A 16,567-nucleotide genomic window follows, 5' to 3' on the forward strand; every position below is an offset into this window, starting at 1 on the left:
GGCTATTTTTGTTAAAATCCGCCGCATGAGAGTAGATAAATTTTTAAACGTAGTAAATATCACCAAAAGGCGTGCCGTTAGCGAAGATATGTGCAAAAGCGGCGTTGTGAGCATAAACGGCGTGCAGGCAAAAGCGGCAAAAGACGTAAAGATAGGCGATGTTATCACCATCAAATTTCTAGCTCGTGAGGCGAGATATGAGGTGCTAGCGATCCCAGCTACAAAAAGCATACCAAAAAGCGCTCAAAGCGAATATGTAAAAGAGCTTTGATGGTTTTTGAGCTTTTAGAAAATGAACTTGATGGGCTTGTGCGAGTGCTTCCAGAAAGTGGCGTGGTGCTACTAAGTGGCGATCTAGCAAGTGGCAAAACTACGCTTGTAAAGGCGATCATCAAGGCTCATGGCATAGAAGAGAGCGTGACGTCGCCGACATTTTCTTTGATGCAAATTTATGGCAAAGATATCTACCACTACGACATTTACCAGATCGGATTTGACGGGATGGCAAAAAACGGCCTTTTTGAAAATTTATTTGAAGAGGGGCTTCATCTAGTAGAGTGGGGTGATGAAAATTTAGAAAAAGCTCTAAAGAAAAACGGCGAAAGCTATACGTTAGTAAAAATTTCTCCTAGCAAAAATGGCAGAAAATACGAGGTTATAAGTGCATAAACTAGAAGTAAAAGATCTAAAAAAGACGATTAAGAAAAGTGAGATCATAAAAGGCATATCTTTAGAGGTAAATAGTGGCGAAGTGGTGGGGCTTCTTGGGCCAAATGGCGCTGGAAAGACGACCACTTTTTATATGATCTGCGGACTCATCTCACCAACTAGCGGAGATGTTTTTTTAAATGACGAAAAGATCACAAATGTCCCGCTTCATAAAAGAGCACACCTTGGTATTGGCTATTTGCCGCAAGAGTCAAGCATATTTAAAGAGCTAAGCGTTGAAGAAAATTTACTCCTTGGCGCTGAAATTTTAAATCAAAGCAAAGAATATATCTCTAAAAGAGTAAATGAGATGCTAAATATGCTAAACATCGAGCCTATCCGCCTAAGAAAGGGCGTTAGCCTAAGTGGCGGCGAGCGCAGACGCTGTGAGATCGCTAGAAGCCTCATCATAAAGCCAAAATTTTTGCTGCTTGATGAGCCATTTGCAGGCGTCGATCCTATCGCAGTTAGCGACATCCAAAGTATCGTTAGAGACCTTAAAAAGCTAGGTATCGGCGTTTTGATAACTGACCACAACGTCCGTGAGACGCTAGCCATTTGCGACAGAGCCTACGTCATCAAAGATGGCTCGCTGCTAGCAAGCGGCAGTGCGAGCGAAGTGGCAAACAATAAGCTCGTTAGAACGCACTATCTTGGCGAAGAATTTAAGCTACTTGAGTAGATGATGCTAAGGCAAAAGCAAACTTTAGCGCCAAAGATCAAACTAAACCAAACGCTAAGAAGCTGGCTTCCTATCCTTCAAAGCGGGCTTGATGAGCTAAAAGAGACGCTTGAGCCTTTTATAAAAGAGAATCCATTTGCCACGATCGAACATAAAAATTTAGAAAAAAGCGAAAAAAAGCGAAATTTTTTCGAGCAGGTTAGTAAAAACTCGGTTAGTGAGAGCATCGAGGCTTTAAGTATATATAAAGAAAGCCTCTATGAAAAGCTCGTTAGCCAGATAAATCCCCCACTTTTCCCCACGCAAAAGTCCCAAGATATCGCATATAAGATCATCGAGTGTTTAGATGATGAGGGCTATTTTTCTTACGATGATGAAATTTTTGTGGGTTTTAGCGAGAGCGAAGTAGAGCGGGTTAGGGCGAGATTTGCCTACCTTGAGCCATGTGGCGTGGGCGCAAAGGATGTGAAAGAGAGCTTTTTGTTTCAGCTAAGTGAGGCAGAGGCGAGTGATGAGATCATAGAGTGCGCAAGAAAGATCATCTTAAATTTTGAAAATATAGAGAAGCTTAGAAAGCTTAAATTTTACGACGATGCGCTAAAGATCATAAAGAAATTTAAAAATCCTCCAGCCATTGAGTATCTTGAAGATGAAAAAGAGGCGGTGCCTGACATATTCGTGCTAAGCACTAGTAGTGGCATAAGCGTGCAGATAAATGACGAGTACTATCCTGAAATTTCTATCGACACCGAGGGATTAGACGAGAAAGAGGCCTTTGTAAGCTCACGCATAAAAGAGGCAAGCGAGCTCATAGACGCCCTTGAGATGAGAAAATCAACGCTTTATAAGATAGGGCTTATGATAGTTGAGTATCAGTACGACTACTTTTTGGGTGGCGACATAAAGCCTATGAAGCTAAAAGACCTAGCAGACGAGCTAGGACGCAATCCTTCAACCATTTCAAGAGCAATCGCAAACAAATATCTAAGCTCTCCAAGAGGCACGGTCGCGCTTAAAAATTTCTTTGCAACTGGCTTTGACGAAGAGACTTCAAACGCTGCGATAAAGGAATTTTTGCTAGAGCTTATCAAAAATGAAGATCACAAAAAGCCACTTTCTGACCTAAAAATCCAAGAGCTCATCCAAGCTAAATTTAACATCCAAATCGTTCGCCGAACCATCACCAAATACCGCAAAATCCTAAACATCGGCAGCTCAAGTCAGCGAAAAAAGATCTATCATATAAACGGCTAGCTACCACTCATTTATGGCAAAAAGCAAGGCCTTTCGCATCTGGGTAAAAAGCTCACCGCTAAGCTCATCATACTCTTTGGCGCGTCTTTTATGCTGTGTCAAGCCTGCTGCGTCGTCGTTCCATGAGCCCATACCACCAAAGACATCAGCCGCACTTGCCGCAGTAAAAAGGGCTAAATTTAGCTTTGGCATAAGTGGAGCGTTTAGGATATTTTGCTCTATCTTTTCTGGCTCATTTAGCGCTTTTAGTCCTTTTCTAAAGCAGTCGCCAAAATTCTCACACTCTATCTCATCTGCAAATTTAGAGATCCTAGTTAGGATATCTTTAAACTCCAAAGTGTTATCGCTAAATTTTTGAATTTCTGGCATGCCATCTAGGCTAAATTCTTTATAGACTATCTCCCAGACATCCCAGCCCTTTTTATCTTCTTTAAAGCTCCAGCGGGGCACAAAGTAGCTCATCTTATCTTTATAAATGCAAAGAATCGACTTGTGGCTTACGTTTGAAAAGCCTTGCAGCGAGCGCTCCTCTGAAGAGACCGTCAAATTTGTGGTGTATCTCACGTCGCTTAGTCCAAGCTTTAAGGCGTGCTTAAACCACTCATTTATACTAGCTTGCTCTCTTTTTTCTGGCTCATCACCTAAGACATAGTCAAAAACTAGGCTTTTTATATATTTTTCGCTTTTGTAGTTTAGCTCTAAATTTGACTTTAATGCTTGCTTTATAGAGGCTACGATAATGCAAGAGTTAAAAACTTCACCATTCATTTTTGCTCCTTTTTTGAGATATTTTATTAAAAGAAGTATAAATATCTTTTTAAGAATTGCAAGCGAAAACTTCAGCTTTTTATAGTAAAATAGCCAAAAATTTCAAAGAGGCAAAATGGATTTTAATGAGATTGATAAGCTGATAAATACGCTTAAGAAAAACTTGGAAGTTATCGAAAACAACGGCGTTGTCGAGCCTGAGACAAAGATCGATGCGCTCACTTTTAATAAAAATGTCGAAGAGATCAAAAAAAGACTTTATAGTACAACAGACGAGGGCAGTTTTTTTAAAAATGTCTTTAACACTGAAGATTACTACGAAAACATTAGCTCATACCTCGAGCAGACAAACAAAAGCCTATACTACAAGATAGAAAAGGCTGGAGTGAGCCTAAAGACTAATCAAAATTTACAAGAGAGCCTGACAAACATCTCAAACATTATGCAGGTTTTAGTCGCTGAATATCAGATACAAAATAAAAAAAAGAAAAAGAGTATCTTTTCAAGAAGTGGCGATACAGCGATGATAAGAGGGCTACTTGCCGAGCTAATGGAACTACAAAATAGGATGAATAAAATTTTACATCTCGACTCTCAAATCGTCTCAAACGTCGTTTTGGAAAATTTTAAAACTATCTACACATTTTTTTATAACTGCATAAGGGTTGCCAAGCAAAGGGGTGACGAGCTACTTTTGGTTGAGATCGCAGGCATCACAGATAGGATCATCGAGATGATAAGACCAGTACTTTCAGGCAAGAGCCTAAAGACAAACGAGCTTATCTACCACTACCTTATTTACGAGCTACGAGAGCTAAAAGCCTACGCCATAGGCGAGGATCTAGCTTAAAATTTTATCCATTATCTCTTTTGCTCCGTTTGACAAAAGGATATCTTTTAGAGCTTTGCTGCTTTTGTTTAGATCAAAGCTCTCGATCATTTTTATGACTTCGTCTTTGTCTAAATTTTCGCCATTTTGCAGACAAATTTCAGCTATGCCTTTATCTTTTAGAAATTTAGCGTTATAAAACTGGTGATTGCCAGCAGCATAAGGAAATGGCACAAAGATAGAGGGCAGGGCATTTGCGCAAAGCTCCCAAAGCGAGCTAGCACCAGCTCTTGATATGGCAAGATCAGCCTCGCTCATCTTCTTTTCTATCTCTTTGCTAAAGTCAAAAATTTCTAAATTTGCCTCGCTAAAGCCAAGCTCATCATATCTCTTTTTCAGTTCATCAAGGGCGTTTTTGCCGCATTGATGAATGATCTTTATCCCTTTTTCTTTAAGATATGGGGCTAAATTTATGGCTAGCTCATTTATCGCCTTTGCACCTTGCGAACCACCTAAAAAGAGTATAGTTTTTAGCTCACCTCTTGTTCTTTGGCTATCAAAAAATTTCTTTGCTACAGGGTAAGGACAGGGCGAGAGCTCATCATAAGAGCTAAAAAAGCCCTTTGCGTATGGCTTTAAAATTTTATTTAGCTTACCAGTTACGGCGTTTTGCTCGTGTATGAAAAGCGGCGTTTTTGAGATGATGGCTGCTATGGCTGCTGGTGCTGCTGAGTAGCCTCCTACGCTGATGACTGCTTTAACGCCATTTTCTTTAAAAATTTGCTTGCATTTTAAAGCTAGGCTTATGATGTTTGTTAGTGATTTTAGCTTGGCTAGACCTCTTTTATTTACGACACCACTGCTTGGTAAAAAGAATTTCTTTGCAAATTTATCATCATTTTCAAACCAAAATTTATCCTGACCGCTAGTTGAACCGATGAAAATAGGCTTTATGCCTCTCTCATTTAGCTCTTCACAAAAGCTTCTAGCGATCGCTAAATGTCCGCCAGTGCCGCCACCACAAATAACTATCATAGTTTCGCCTTTTTACTAACCATCAAGACCATGCCGATGCCGATGCATATAGCAAGCACGGAGCTACCGCCATAGCTCAAAAATGGCACAGCGATACCTTTTATCGGCGTGATCGATGTGATGCCGTAGCTATTCATCAAAAATGAAAACGACAAGATAAGCCCAATACCAAGTGAGAATAGGTGATAGACCTTGTTTTCGCTCCTAGCTGAAATTCTAAATATCCTATAAAGTAGAGTGATGAAGATCGCTGTGATGCACAAAATGCCAAAAACACCGACCTCTTCAGCTATGCCAGCTAGCACAAAGTCCGTATGCACCTCGCTTAAAAAACCAAGCTTAAATATCCCAGCTCCAAGTCCCTCGCCAAAAAACTCACCGTGTTTAATTGCATTTAGTGAGTGAGAAATTTGATATGGCTCTGGTGCGTCTGCCACTCTAAGCACGTTTGCCACGCTATCTGGCAAGAAAGAAAGCACCATGTTTTGTATCGTGCCCCACCATGATTTTATACGTAAAATTCTGTGCTCTGAGCTAACTATCGCCACCGTCATAACAAAGGCAGCGCCAACAATGCCTATGCCAAAGAGCCTAACACTAGCCCCTGCAAAAAGAGCCATCGTCACAAAAGTAAGCGCCAAAACCACAACCTGTCCAAGATCATTTTGTAAAATAGCGATCAAAACAATGGCTACACAAAAAAGAATTAAATATGGAAAAAGTATCTTGATCTCATCCATCAAAGTTCTCTTGCCATCGCTAAATTTTCTAGTAAAACTCCATGCCAAAAAAAAGACAAAACCAACTTTGAAAAACTCAACAGGCGCAAGCGAAAAGCCTGGCAGTCTGATCCAGCGTCTAGCGCCGCCAGCATCAGTCACCATAGAAGCTGGCAGGGCATGCATAAGTATCATAGCGATGATGCAAAAGCCAAAAAGGCTAAACCCTATCCAGTTAAGCGCTTTGTCGGGATTTAGCCTAGAGAGCCACCACATGAGAAAAATTCCTATACAGCCGACTGCAAACTGGCGGATAAAAAAGTGAAATTCGTCGTAGTTGAAAAACAAAACTGTAAAAACTGGCAAGGATAGTGAGAAAATGATACTTATGGCGATCAAAGTCGCGCAAAGATAGAAAATAACCTTATCAACTGCCAAATTTAGCTCCAACTTTAAAATGAGCCAAAGTATAATAAAAAACGGCTTACAAAGATATTATTTGCTATAATTGCAGGCTTTAAGGATGGGCATGAAGATAGGTATATTTGACTCGGGGCTTGGCGGGCTTAGCGTCTTAAACGAAGCTTTAAGTAAGCTTAGCGGGCATGAATTTTTATATTACGCAGACGTGAAAAATGTCCCATACGGACAAAAGAGCAGGGATGAAATTTTAAAATTTAGCTTTGATGCGGTGAAATTTCTTATAGAAAATGGAGCAAAAGCTGTCGTGGTAGCTTGTAACACAGCTACAAGCGTGGCGATAAAAGAGCTTAGAGCAAATTTAAGCGTGCCGATCATCGGTATGGAGCCAGCTGTAAAAAAGGCCCACGATCTAAGCCACAATGATGCCCTAAAAACGCTTGTCATCGCTACTCCAGTCACGGTAAATGGCGCAAAACTAAAAGAGCTAATCACAAATTTAAACGCAAAAGATAAAACTGAGCTGCTAGCTCTGCCTCGCCTTGTAAATTTCGCTGAAAAGGCTGAGTTTGAGAGTGAAAACGTGAAGTCATATCTAAAAGAAGAGCTAGCTAAATTTGATCTAAGTAAATTTGACTTTTTGGTGCTTGGCTGCACGCATTTTAACTATTTTAAAGATAGCTTAAGAGAAATTTTACCTCAAAATATAAGCATAATAGACGGCAACGAAGGGACGGTAAAGCGCCTCATAAGCGAGCTTGGACTTCAAAATTCAAATATAAAATTAACTCCAAATATAAAATTTTTCTACTCAGGTGACGAGGTATATGAGCAAAGTGAGCTAGAGAAAATTTCAAGAAATTTAGCTCGCCTAGAAAAAATGAGAGCGATCAGCTAGGCTAAATTTAGCTAAAAATTTGAGCCAAATTTAGCAAAATACACTAAATTTTATGTATTTTTATATGTATTTACCTCTTTCTTTGCTTTACTATATAGATAGCACTTATTGCCGCAACCACAGTTAAAAGAGCGATCGTGATAGTTAGAAGTGTCTGTTTGTCTGGATTTGAACCTAGAAAATAGCCAACTCCAAGCAAAACCGCGCACCAAATCCCAGCGCCAAGCGTGGTAAATAGGCAAAATCTAAAAATATTCATCTTAGCTAGCCCAGCTGGCAGGCTGATATACTGACGAATTCCTGGGATAAGGCGTGAGTTGAAGGTCGAAATTTCGCCGTGTTTATTAAAAAATGCTTCAAATTTATCCATCTTTTCGTGGGTGATGCCGACAAATTTGCCGTATTTTAAGATGATCTCACGTCCAAAAAAGTAGCAAAGATAGTAGTTAAAAATGGCTCCAAGTAAGCTGCCAAGCGTGCCTGAGATAAAAGCAAGCGCTAGGCTCATCTCGTCTTTATGAGCTAGATATCCAGCTGGTATCATCGCCACTTCGCTTGGAAATGGAAAAAATGAGCTCTCTAAAAACATCATCACAAATATACCAGCATAGCCCCAGCTGCTCACGCTTGAAACGATAAAATCAATAATGTCATGTAGCATTCTTACTCCGAAATTTATCTTAAAGTGAGGTATTGTAGCAAAGTGCCGCTTAAGTATTTGAGTATATATAATATAATTTCAAAACATCAAATTTTAAGGATAAAAACGGCATTTGAAAATGCGATTATCGCAAAAGAGGATGATGAAAAAGTATGGCCTTACTAGTATTTTTCTCAAATACAATCCATCCGATAAGGGTTTGCCCAACCAAATAGTATTGGGTTATAGACAAGGAGCGAGACTGCTGGCTTATGGAGAGTGGTTTTTTTCATGATTCAAAGGTAGATCATGGAAATCTTTCAAAAAGCCTATGGATACTTTATTATCAAGGTGAAATGTTTGAAATCATACTAGAAAATGAGCTATACAATAAAACAATAGACCATGTATCTTATGATAAAGTATGGCTTTTATTAGACGTAAAGCCAATTGCTTATAGCGCATTGGTCGTTGAGGAAATTTTTGCGCTATTAAAAGAAATTCTTATTGTTTATGGGCTGGGTGGTGCATGGAAAGGGGCTTATTCGCCAAAGTACAAAGTGATACTATTAGATAAATTAGAAAGATGATTTTGACAAAATACAAAGATGTAGCTCTCTTTGAAGTGTATAATAGCCAAATATAAGTAAAAAATAGAGAGGATTGTTTAGTTGTGAAAACCATTTTATTTTGGCTATTTACAGAGATACAAAGCAAAGAACTTGGATTTGTTGCTATTAGGTGTAGCGCGGTTTTAGAAAACTTAATAAATTTTAGTAAGCTTAAATTTCTAATCGCTTTGCTTTGTTTATTTTGTTGTCTTAACATTAGTATCACAAACAAATTTGATTATTTTGTATATAGCTTGGCCTATTTGAGCATTGAGATATCATTACCATTGTTTATTCTTTATATTTTCATAGATAAAAACAGCATTCTAAAAGATATCAATACCTTAAAAATAGACTTAACACCACATCTTATGATAATTCTTTCAGGCTGCTTTTTGATATTTATATACATATATGCAAAAGAATATTTTTTATATTTTTTATTGATAACGCCAATATTATTTTTTGCTTTTGTTATTAGAAGCATAAATTTTATTTTATTTCATATACCAATTTGTGCCAAATTTTTCTCTGATTTCATTGAAATGTTTGTTTATAGAGGCTTTAAATTTGATGTTCTTATATATCCATTTTTATTGATTTTAATGATATTTTTGTATGACAAAGAAAATAAAAATTTAACTCAAAAAAGATAGATAGGGCGAAAGCTCGCCCAGTTTTAAAATGCAGGTATAACCTCGCCTTTGTAGTGAGTGATGATGAAATTTTTAGTATCAGGGCTAAGAACCGCATCAACTAAAGCTTTGATCTTAGGATTGTTCTCGTTACCAGCTCTTGTGACGATGATGTTTGCATAAGGGCTGTTAGCGTCTTCAAGTAAAAGTGCGTCTTTTGCCACACTCATGCCAAGATCAAGGACGAAATTTGTGCTAATAGCAGCGATATCGACATCATCAAGTGTTCTTGGGATCTGAGCACCCTCAAGCTCGACAAACTGCAAATTCTTAGGATTTTTAGTTATGTCATTTACAGTTGCAACTTTTACGTTTTTATCGATCTCTATAAGACCAGCTTTTTCTAAAATTCTAAGCGCTCTGTTGCCATTTGACGGATCGTAAGCGATCGCCACTTTTGCGCCATCTTTTAGCTCTTTGATATCTTTTATCTTTTTAGAGTAAAAGCCAAGAGGTTCTACGTGCACGCTTGCAACGCTTACAAGATGCAGGCCTCTAGCCTTGTTTTGCTCCTCAAGATATGGCAAATGTTGAAAGAAATTTGCGTCTAAGCTACCATCTTCTGTGGCGACATTTGGTATCGAATAGTCTGAAATTTCAGAGATAACAAGGTCATAGCCCTTATCTTTTAGCTTTGGTTTTACAAATTCTAAAATTTCAGCGTGTGGCACAGGTGAGACGCCAACAGTGATAGTGTAGTCTTTGTCGGCTGCGTGAAGGCTTAGAGCAACTAAAGATGCGGTTAAAAGTTTGATAAATTTCATTGTTTTTCCTTTTTTGGTTTGATTTAAAGCGACGCTAAAAAGGTAAAAGCTTTTACGTCGCTTTTTATAAATTTAATTAAAACACTGGGATGATAGCGCCGTTATACTTTGTCTCGATAAATTTCTTAACTTCTGGTGAGTTGATAGCTTTATCAAGGGCTTTAGTTTTAGGGCTGTTCTCATTGCCAGCTTTAACAACTACGTAATTTACGTATGGGCTATCTTTACCCTCGATCACAAGCGCATCTTTTGTTGGATTTAAATTTGCATTTAGCGCGTAGTTTGTGTTGATAACTGCGATAGTAACGTCATCAAGCGTTCTTGGCACTTGAGCAGCCTCGATCTCTTCAAATTTAAGTTTTTTAGGGTTATCAACTATATCAAGCGGAGTTTTTAGCGGGTTGTCATTTAGCTTGATAAGTCCAGCGCTAGCTACGATGTCAAGTGCGCGGCTCTCGTTTGTTGGGTCATTTGGGATAGAGACCACTGCGCCATCTTTTAGCTCTTTTATGTCTTTGATCTTTTTAGAATAAACGCCCATTGGCTCTAGGTGCACGCCAACTGTTTTTACAAGGTGAGTGCCTTTATTTTTGTTAAATTCTTCAAGATATGGGATGTGTTGAAAGAAATTTGCGTCAAGGTCGCCGTCCTCTGTCGCAAGATTTGGCGTGGTGTAGTCGTTAAATTCCTTGATCTCAAGTGTGTAGCCATCTTTTGCCAAAATAGGCTTTACAACCTCTAAAATTTCAGCATGTGGGATAGGTGTAGCACCGACGATTATTGTTTTTGACTTGTCAGCAGCATTTGCGCTAACGCTAAGGCCTAGGGCAACTAGAGAGGTAAGAAGTAGTTTTTTCATTTATTATCCTTTTTTAAAATTTGCCAAGCACCAAAAAAGGATAAATTTAAGCTAGAAGGTTAAATTTCTTTTTAAGTACTTAAGCTATTTCTAAGCACTTAAAAAGAAATTCTGTGCTTAGAGATTAGTCTTTCGACGACGCGTTTTTTAGTAGGCGGCACATCTGGCACATATCTGATTTCATCTTTTGTCCTTTCAGCTAAAATTAATTTGGCAATTTTAGGGAAAAAAGCTTAAAATCAGATAAAAAATGTGGCCTTATTTTTTTGAAATTTTATAGAGATAGTTGCCTAAAACTTGGAAAATTTGCACCATAATGATTAGAATAACCACGGTGTAGAGCATGATATCTGGGCGAAATCTCTGATATCCGTAGTTTATAGCGACTGATCCTAGTCCGCCACCGCCAACTGCACCAGCCATCGCTGAAAAGCCGATATTTACGATAAGCGTTAGCGTAAATGCTGAGATGATGCCAGGAAGCGCCTCGACAAACATAACACGAAAAATGATCTGAAATTTCGAGCTACCAAAGCTTTGTGCTGCTTCGATGATGCCTTTATCAACCTCTTTTAGAGCGTTTTCAATGAGCCTTGCCACAAAGGGAGCCGCTCCTATAGTTAGCGGAACGATCGCAGCTGTGGTGCCGATGCTTGTGCCTACGATCATTTTTGTAACTGGAAAGAGCACGATGATCAAAATGATAAACGGAAAGCTTCTAAGCACGTTTATAACGATATCAAGCACAAAATAAAGCTGCTTGTTTGGCTTTAGGCCGTCTTTGTCTGAAAGGATGAGCAAAACCGCAGGTATGAGGCCTATGGCAAAGGCGAGTAGGGTAGAGACTATGCTCATATATAGCGTCTCGCCGATAGCTGGCAAAAGTATCCTAGAGAAAACATCAGGAAATTTAGAAAAATCAATACCAAACATCAAGCCACCTCCCACAAAACGCCACTTTGCTTGATATAGTTAAGCACGTTTTCTTTATCTTTTTCATCTATGTTTATGACAAGCGAGCCAAGGACGTTGTCGTTTAGCTTCTCAAGCTTACCCCAGACTATGTTAAAGTCGATATTTAGGCTTCTTGCCATGTGTGTGATCACGCTGTTTTGAGCCACTTCTTTTGGGAAAAATAGCCTTATATTTGTGCCAGTGTTTGGCAGAATTTCCACTTCACCCAAAAACTCTTTCATCTTCTCATCTGGCTTTAAAAATAGCTCCTCTATGCTTCCAGAGCCTATTATCTTGCCACCTTCTAGTAGTATCGCGCGTTTTGCGATCGATTTAACCACCTCCATCTCGTGCGTGACGATGACGACGCTGATGTCTAGCTCTTTATTTATCTTCTCAAGCAGCTCTAAAATTTGATTTGTCGTGTTTGGATCAAGAGCCGAAGTCGCTTCGTCGCTTAGTAAAATTTTAGGATTTAAAGCAAGCGCTCTAGCGATGGCTACACGCTGTTTTTGGCCGCCACTTAGCTCGCTTGGATAGCTTTTTGCCTTGCTTTCAAGACCGACTAAATTTAAAAGCTCTCTCACTCTTTTTTCGGTCTCGTCACTTTTATATCCCCAAAATTTAAGCGGAGTAGCGACGTTTTCAAAGACATTTTTTCTAGCCATCAGGGCAAAATGCTGAAATATCATCCCAACATCTCGCCTCAAATGTCTTTGCTGCGTCTCATCTAAATTTTTTATCTCTTGATCAAAGACTTTTAAGCTGCCGCCTTGATAGCTCTCTAACCCGTTTATGCACCTTAAAAGCGTTGATTTACCAGCACCGCTGTGCCCCACGATAGCAAAAATTTCACCCTTTGCAACCTCTAAATTTACACCATAAAGGATCTGTGTATCGCCATAAAATTTGGTTAAATTTTCTATTTTTATCACTAAATTTTCCTTACTTTTAACTGCCTAAATTTATAAAATTTCTCGCCTTAGCTCATCAGCGCTATTTGGCGAAAGAAGTGCTGGGGCGATGTCAAATACGCTAAATGCGCCACTCTCACCACTTTGTGCCAAGCGATATGCCGCACGAGCGTAGGCTACTAGCACACTTGCGGTAAATTCTGGATTTGAGTCAAGTTTTAGCGAAAACTCGATCAAGTGTTTGTTCTCGCCATGCTCTCCGCTCACTCCGCTTCGCAGTACAAATCCCCCATGTGGGATACCGCCATGCTCTTTTTTAAGCGTCTCCAGATCGATAAAATGCACGCTTGTGTCGTAGTCAGCAAAATAATTTGGCATCGTTTTTATCTCATGCTCGATGCGTGCCTTATCAGCGCCATCCTCTGCCACTACGTAGCAATCACGCAGGTGTTTTTCCCTTGTGGTTAAATTTGGATTTTCCCCAGCGCGAACTCGCTCCAAGGCGCTATCTATGGGCACTGTGTATTGGCGAGCATCCACGACGCCCTCGATCCTGCGGATAGCGTCTGAGTGGCCTTGACTCACGCCTTTGCCCCAAAATGTATAGCTGCTGCCATTTTCAAGCACGCTCTCGCCAAATAGCCTATTTAGTGAAAATAGCCCTGGGTCCCAGCCAACAGCGATGACACCCACATTGCCACCTTTTTTAGCAGCAGCGTCCACTGCGGCAAAGTGCTCAGGTATTTTTGCATGCGTGTCAAAGCTATCAACTACGTTAAAATTTTGTGCAAATTCTGGCGTTTGCGTTGGAAGGTCAGTTGCGCTGCCACCACAAAGGACTAAAACGTCAAATTTGCCCTTGTGCGATAAAATTTCATCCACGCTAAATACTGGTGCACCACACGTTTTTACTTCGCTTGGACCTCTTCGGCTAAAAACGGCCACAAGCTCTAAATCCTTGCTATTTCGCACCGCAAGCTCGACGCCACGACCTAAATTTCCATATCCTAAAACTGCTATTTTTATTTTTTCACTCATTTTTGATCCTTTAAATTTTAAATTTACATGCAAGATAGTGCAGGGCGATAAATTTCATTTTAATAAGACAATATATTAGCGCCAAGGGTAGCGTAGCAACTACAAGCTGCCAAAGATAAAACGCCACCCTTCAACTTTTGCCGCAAAACCTACTCGCCAAGAGCCTTTAGCTCCTCGCATACTTTTTTAAATTTAGCCTCAGCGCTCTGCAAAGCCTCTTTGTTTGTCTCTATGACCTCTTTTGGTGCGTTTGCCACGAAATTTTGGTTATTTAGCATACCTGAGAGTTTGGCTATCTCTTTTTCGAGCTTTGTCTTTTGAGACCTTAGCCTTGTGATGATACCACTCATATCAAGCCCTTCAAGCGGGACAAATGCCTCTAAATTTTCGCTCACATCTCTTATTGAGTTTTCTATTTTTTCATCTACAAAGCCGATCTCTTCGCATTTTGCAAGCAGTTTGATGTACTCTTTTACCTCGTCAAGGTCTATTTTTTCATTAAATTTAACAAAGGCTTTTGCGATCTTTGAGTTGCCAAGATCGATAGTAGCTTTTGCACGGCGAATAGCTACGATTGCCTCGATAACTAGTTCAAATTTCTTCTCAACCTCTAAATTTCGCTCTTTTACCTCTGGATAGCTCATCACCATTATTGATTTTGCATTTTCAAGTTGTGCGCCGCTAAGCTCTTGAAATAGATACTCTGAGAGAAACGGCATGAAAGGATTTAGCAGTTTCATAGCCTCTTTAAATATGCTTCCAAGCTCTTTTACGCTCGCTTTATCAGCCTTGCTAAGCTCGATGCCCCAGTCGCAAAACTCGTCCCAAAGGAATTTATAAAGTGTGTTTGCAGCGTCATTGAAGCGGTAGGCGTCGATGTTTTCACGCACCTCTCTCACGCACTCGTTAAAGCGGCTATTCATATAAATTCCAAGTTTTGTTTGAAGCTTGATATCCTCTAAATTTGGAAATTTGCTCTCATTTAACATGAGGTATTTGCTCGCATTATAAAGCTTGTTGGTGAAATTTCTTACCTGCTTCATCTTGGCGTCGCTTAGTTTGATATCGCGTCCTTGAACGGCTAAAAGTGTGAGCGTAAAGCGCAATATATCGGCACTATACTCATTTATGCTATCAAGTGGGTCGATGACGTTGCCAAGGCTTTTACTCATCTTTCTACCAAACTCATCCTTCACAAGTGCGTGCAGGTAGATGTCGTCAAATGGTAGCTTGCCAAGGGCGTTTTCACCCTGAAACATCATCCTAGCAACCCAGAAAAATAAAATATCAAAGCCAGTGATGAGAAGGTTGTTTGGATAAAACTCGGCTAAATCGCCTTCAAACCACTTTTCATTTTTTAGCTCATTTTCATTGCCCCAGCCAAGCGTGCTAAATGGCCAAAGACCAGAGCTAAACCACGTATCTAGCACGTCTGGGTCTTGGTGGAAATTTTTACTTTTACACTTTTTGCACTCGCACGGCTCGCCCTCGTCAGCCCACATGTGACCGCACTCGTCGCAGTAAAATACTGGAATTTGATGTCCCCACCAAAGCTGGCGTGAGATACACCAGTCTCTTAGCTCTCTCATCCACGCGTTAAAGCTGTTTATCCAGTGCGGCGGGTAAAATTTAGCAAGACCCTCTGAGACTTTTTGTATCGCCTCGTCTGCGATCTCTTTTTTGACAAACCACTGCTTTGAGATGTATGGCTCGACGACGTTTTTGCAGCGGTAGCAGTAGCCTACTTGATTTTCGTAGTCCTCGATTTTCTCGACATTGCCAAGTTTTTCAAGCTCGGCCACGACGATATCTCTAGCCTCAAGTCTCTCAAGACCTGCAAATTTATCGCACTTGTCGTTTAAAATGCCCTTTTCGTCAAATACAGTGATAAACTCAAGGTCGTGCCTTTTGCCAACCTCGTAGTCATTTTGATCGTGCGCAGGCGTGACCTTAACAAGACCTGTTCCAAACTCCATATCAACGTGCTCGTCTGCGATGATCTCGATCTCTCTATTTATGATAGGTAACACCACTTTTTTGCCGATTAAATTTTTATAACGCTCGTCGTTTGGATTTACCATCACCGCCGTATCACCGAAATATGTTTCAGGCCTGGTGGTCGCAACTACAACAAATTCATTTGGATTGTCTGCAAAGTAGTATCTTAAATGATAAAGCTTGCCCTTATTTTCTTTGTGCTCGACCTCGATGTCAGAGAGTGCGCCATCGTGCGTACACCAGTTTATCATGTAGTTTTTCTGGACAATTAGCCCTTTGTCGTATAAATTTACAAAGGCTTTTTTCACAGCTTTTCTTAAGCCCTCATCCATAGTAAATCTCTGGCGTGACCAAGCCGGAGTGATGCCAAGTTTTCGCATCTGATGGACGATCATGCCGCCGCTTTTTTCTTTCCACTCCCACACTTTTTCTACAAATTCCTCACGTCCAAGCTCTTCTTTTTTGATCCCTTGTGCTAGTAGCTGCTTTTCTACGACGTTTTGAGTGGCGATACCAGCGTGGTCAAGTCCTGGCTGCCAAAGTGTCTTGTAGCCGTCCATCCTCTTGTAGCGAGTCATGATATCTTGAAGTGTGAAGGTTAGGGCGTGTCCGATGTGAAGCGAGCCAGTCACGTTTGGAGGTGGCATCATAATGCAAAATTTACGTCCATCTTTTTGGATATCTTTGTTTGCGTCTATCTCGAAATATCCGCGTTCTTCCCAAATTTTATAAAATTTATCTTCTATCTCTTTTGCATTGTAAAATTCTGCCACTTTTGTAT

The 16,567-nt window shown here is 40.1% G+C and carries 18 protein-coding genes; 8 read left to right on the forward strand and 10 right to left on the reverse strand.

What is annotated here, in order from left to right; all coding sequences use genetic code 11:
* Positions 1–25: 25 nt before the first annotated feature.
* From CYP26_RS05525 to CYP26_RS05540, 4 genes are read left to right on the forward strand one after another with little or no spacing between them, the layout of a single operon-like run.
* A complete protein-coding gene (locus CYP26_RS05525; protein ID WP_087580073.1) occupies positions 26–271 on the forward strand; it encodes an RNA-binding S4 domain-containing protein in 246 nt (81 codons plus the stop codon).
* The gene (gene tsaE / locus CYP26_RS05530; protein WP_103630687.1) at positions 271–669 is read left to right on the forward strand and encodes a tRNA (adenosine(37)-N6)-threonylcarbamoyltransferase complex ATPase subunit type 1 TsaE; all 399 of its coding nucleotides are present in this window, start codon (positions 271–273) and stop codon (positions 667–669) included. The genes CYP26_RS05525 and tsaE overlap by 1 nt, the downstream gene beginning before the upstream one ends.
* A complete protein-coding gene (gene lptB / locus CYP26_RS05535) occupies positions 662–1,390 on the forward strand; it encodes an LPS export ABC transporter ATP-binding protein (protein ID WP_103630688.1) in 729 nt (242 codons plus the stop codon). Before tsaE ends, lptB begins: the two co-directional genes overlap by 8 nt.
* Positions 1,391–1,393: 3 nt before the next feature.
* The gene (locus CYP26_RS05540) at positions 1,394–2,644 is read left to right on the forward strand and encodes an RNA polymerase factor sigma-54 (RefSeq protein ID WP_258031426.1); all 1,251 of its coding nucleotides are present in this window, start codon (positions 1,394–1,396) and stop codon (positions 2,642–2,644) included.
* Here the strand turns inward: CYP26_RS05540 and CYP26_RS05545 are convergent, their stop codons facing one another.
* A complete protein-coding gene (locus CYP26_RS05545) occupies positions 2,645–3,412 on the reverse strand; it encodes a hypothetical protein (RefSeq protein WP_103630690.1) in 768 nt (255 codons plus the stop codon).
* Between the two features lie 115 nt (positions 3,413–3,527).
* Here CYP26_RS05545 and CYP26_RS05550 point away from each other — a divergent pair, with 115 nt between their 5' ends.
* On the forward strand, positions 3,528–4,262 hold the full coding sequence (locus tag CYP26_RS05550; protein WP_103558067.1) for an imidazole glycerol phosphate synthase: 735 nt from the start codon (positions 3,528–3,530) through the stop codon (positions 4,260–4,262).
* Here the strand turns inward: CYP26_RS05550 and murG are convergent.
* On the reverse strand, positions 4,254–5,276 hold the full coding sequence (gene murG / locus CYP26_RS05555) for an undecaprenyldiphospho-muramoylpentapeptide beta-N-acetylglucosaminyltransferase (protein WP_103630691.1): 1,023 nt from the start codon (positions 5,274–5,276) through the stop codon (positions 4,254–4,256). The two genes, CYP26_RS05550 and murG, sit on opposite strands and share 9 nt — an antisense overlap.
* Entirely contained in the window at positions 5,273–6,433 is a 1,161-nt protein-coding gene (locus tag CYP26_RS05560) for a peptidoglycan glycosyltransferase FtsW (RefSeq protein WP_103567521.1), read from the reverse strand. Before CYP26_RS05560 ends, murG begins: the two co-directional genes overlap by 4 nt.
* Before the next feature lie 91 nt (positions 6,434–6,524).
* Here CYP26_RS05560 and murI point away from each other — a divergent pair, with 91 nt between their 5' ends.
* Positions 6,525–7,313 (forward strand): glutamate racemase, encoded by a 789-nt coding sequence (murI, locus tag CYP26_RS05565; RefSeq protein ID WP_103630692.1) that lies wholly within the window; start codon positions 6,525–6,527, stop codon positions 7,311–7,313.
* 70 nt (positions 7,314–7,383) lie between these two features.
* On the opposite strand, the gene CYP26_RS05570 is transcribed toward murI, so the two are convergent.
* On the reverse strand, positions 7,384–7,974 hold the full coding sequence (locus CYP26_RS05570) for a DedA family protein (protein ID WP_103630693.1): 591 nt from the start codon (positions 7,972–7,974) through the stop codon (positions 7,384–7,386).
* A gap of 335 nt (positions 7,975–8,309) precedes the next feature.
* Between CYP26_RS05570 and CYP26_RS05575 the strand changes: the two genes are divergently transcribed.
* Positions 8,310–8,543: a hypothetical protein gene (locus CYP26_RS05575; RefSeq protein ID WP_141090084.1), complete on the forward strand. Its 234-nt coding sequence runs from the start codon at positions 8,310–8,312 to the stop codon at positions 8,541–8,543.
* Between the two features lie 83 nt (positions 8,544–8,626).
* On the forward strand, positions 8,627–9,220 hold the full coding sequence (locus tag CYP26_RS05580) for a hypothetical protein (protein ID WP_103630695.1): 594 nt from the start codon (positions 8,627–8,629) through the stop codon (positions 9,218–9,220).
* A gap of 23 nt (positions 9,221–9,243) precedes the next feature.
* Here CYP26_RS05580 and CYP26_RS05585 read toward each other — a convergent pair whose 3' ends face one another.
* The 6 genes from CYP26_RS05585 to CYP26_RS05610 form a co-directional block, all read right to left on the reverse strand.
* Positions 9,244–10,023 (reverse strand): MetQ/NlpA family ABC transporter substrate-binding protein, encoded by a 780-nt coding sequence (locus tag CYP26_RS05585; RefSeq protein ID WP_103630696.1) that lies wholly within the window; start codon positions 10,021–10,023, stop codon positions 9,244–9,246.
* A 76-nt stretch (positions 10,024–10,099) separates the two neighbouring features.
* Positions 10,100–10,882 carry a MetQ/NlpA family ABC transporter substrate-binding protein gene (locus tag CYP26_RS05590; RefSeq protein WP_103630697.1) on the reverse strand — a complete coding sequence of 261 codons (783 nt, stop codon included), beginning with the start codon at positions 10,880–10,882 and terminating at the stop codon, positions 10,100–10,102.
* A gap of 258 nt (positions 10,883–11,140) precedes the next feature.
* A complete protein-coding gene (locus CYP26_RS05595) occupies positions 11,141–11,815 on the reverse strand; it encodes a methionine ABC transporter permease (protein WP_021086223.1) in 675 nt (224 codons plus the stop codon).
* Positions 11,815–12,771 carry a methionine ABC transporter ATP-binding protein gene (locus CYP26_RS05600; protein ID WP_103630698.1) on the reverse strand — a complete coding sequence of 319 codons (957 nt, stop codon included), beginning with the start codon at positions 12,769–12,771 and terminating at the stop codon, positions 11,815–11,817. The genes CYP26_RS05595 and CYP26_RS05600 overlap by 1 nt, the downstream gene beginning before the upstream one ends.
* A gap of 30 nt (positions 12,772–12,801) precedes the next feature.
* Complete coding sequence (locus tag CYP26_RS05605) at positions 12,802–13,788, reverse strand: diaminopimelate dehydrogenase (RefSeq protein WP_103630699.1); 987 nt, start codon at positions 13,786–13,788, stop codon at positions 12,802–12,804.
* Positions 13,789–13,937: 149 nt separating this feature from the next.
* Complete coding sequence (locus tag CYP26_RS05610; RefSeq protein ID WP_103630700.1) at positions 13,938–16,559, reverse strand: valine--tRNA ligase; 2,622 nt, start codon at positions 16,557–16,559, stop codon at positions 13,938–13,940.
* Positions 16,560–16,567: the final 8 nt, after the last annotated feature.

The sequence above is a fragment of the Campylobacter concisus genome (assembly GCF_002913225.1).
Lineage (GTDB): Bacteria > Campylobacterota > Campylobacteria > Campylobacterales > Campylobacteraceae > Campylobacter_A > Campylobacter_A concisus_J.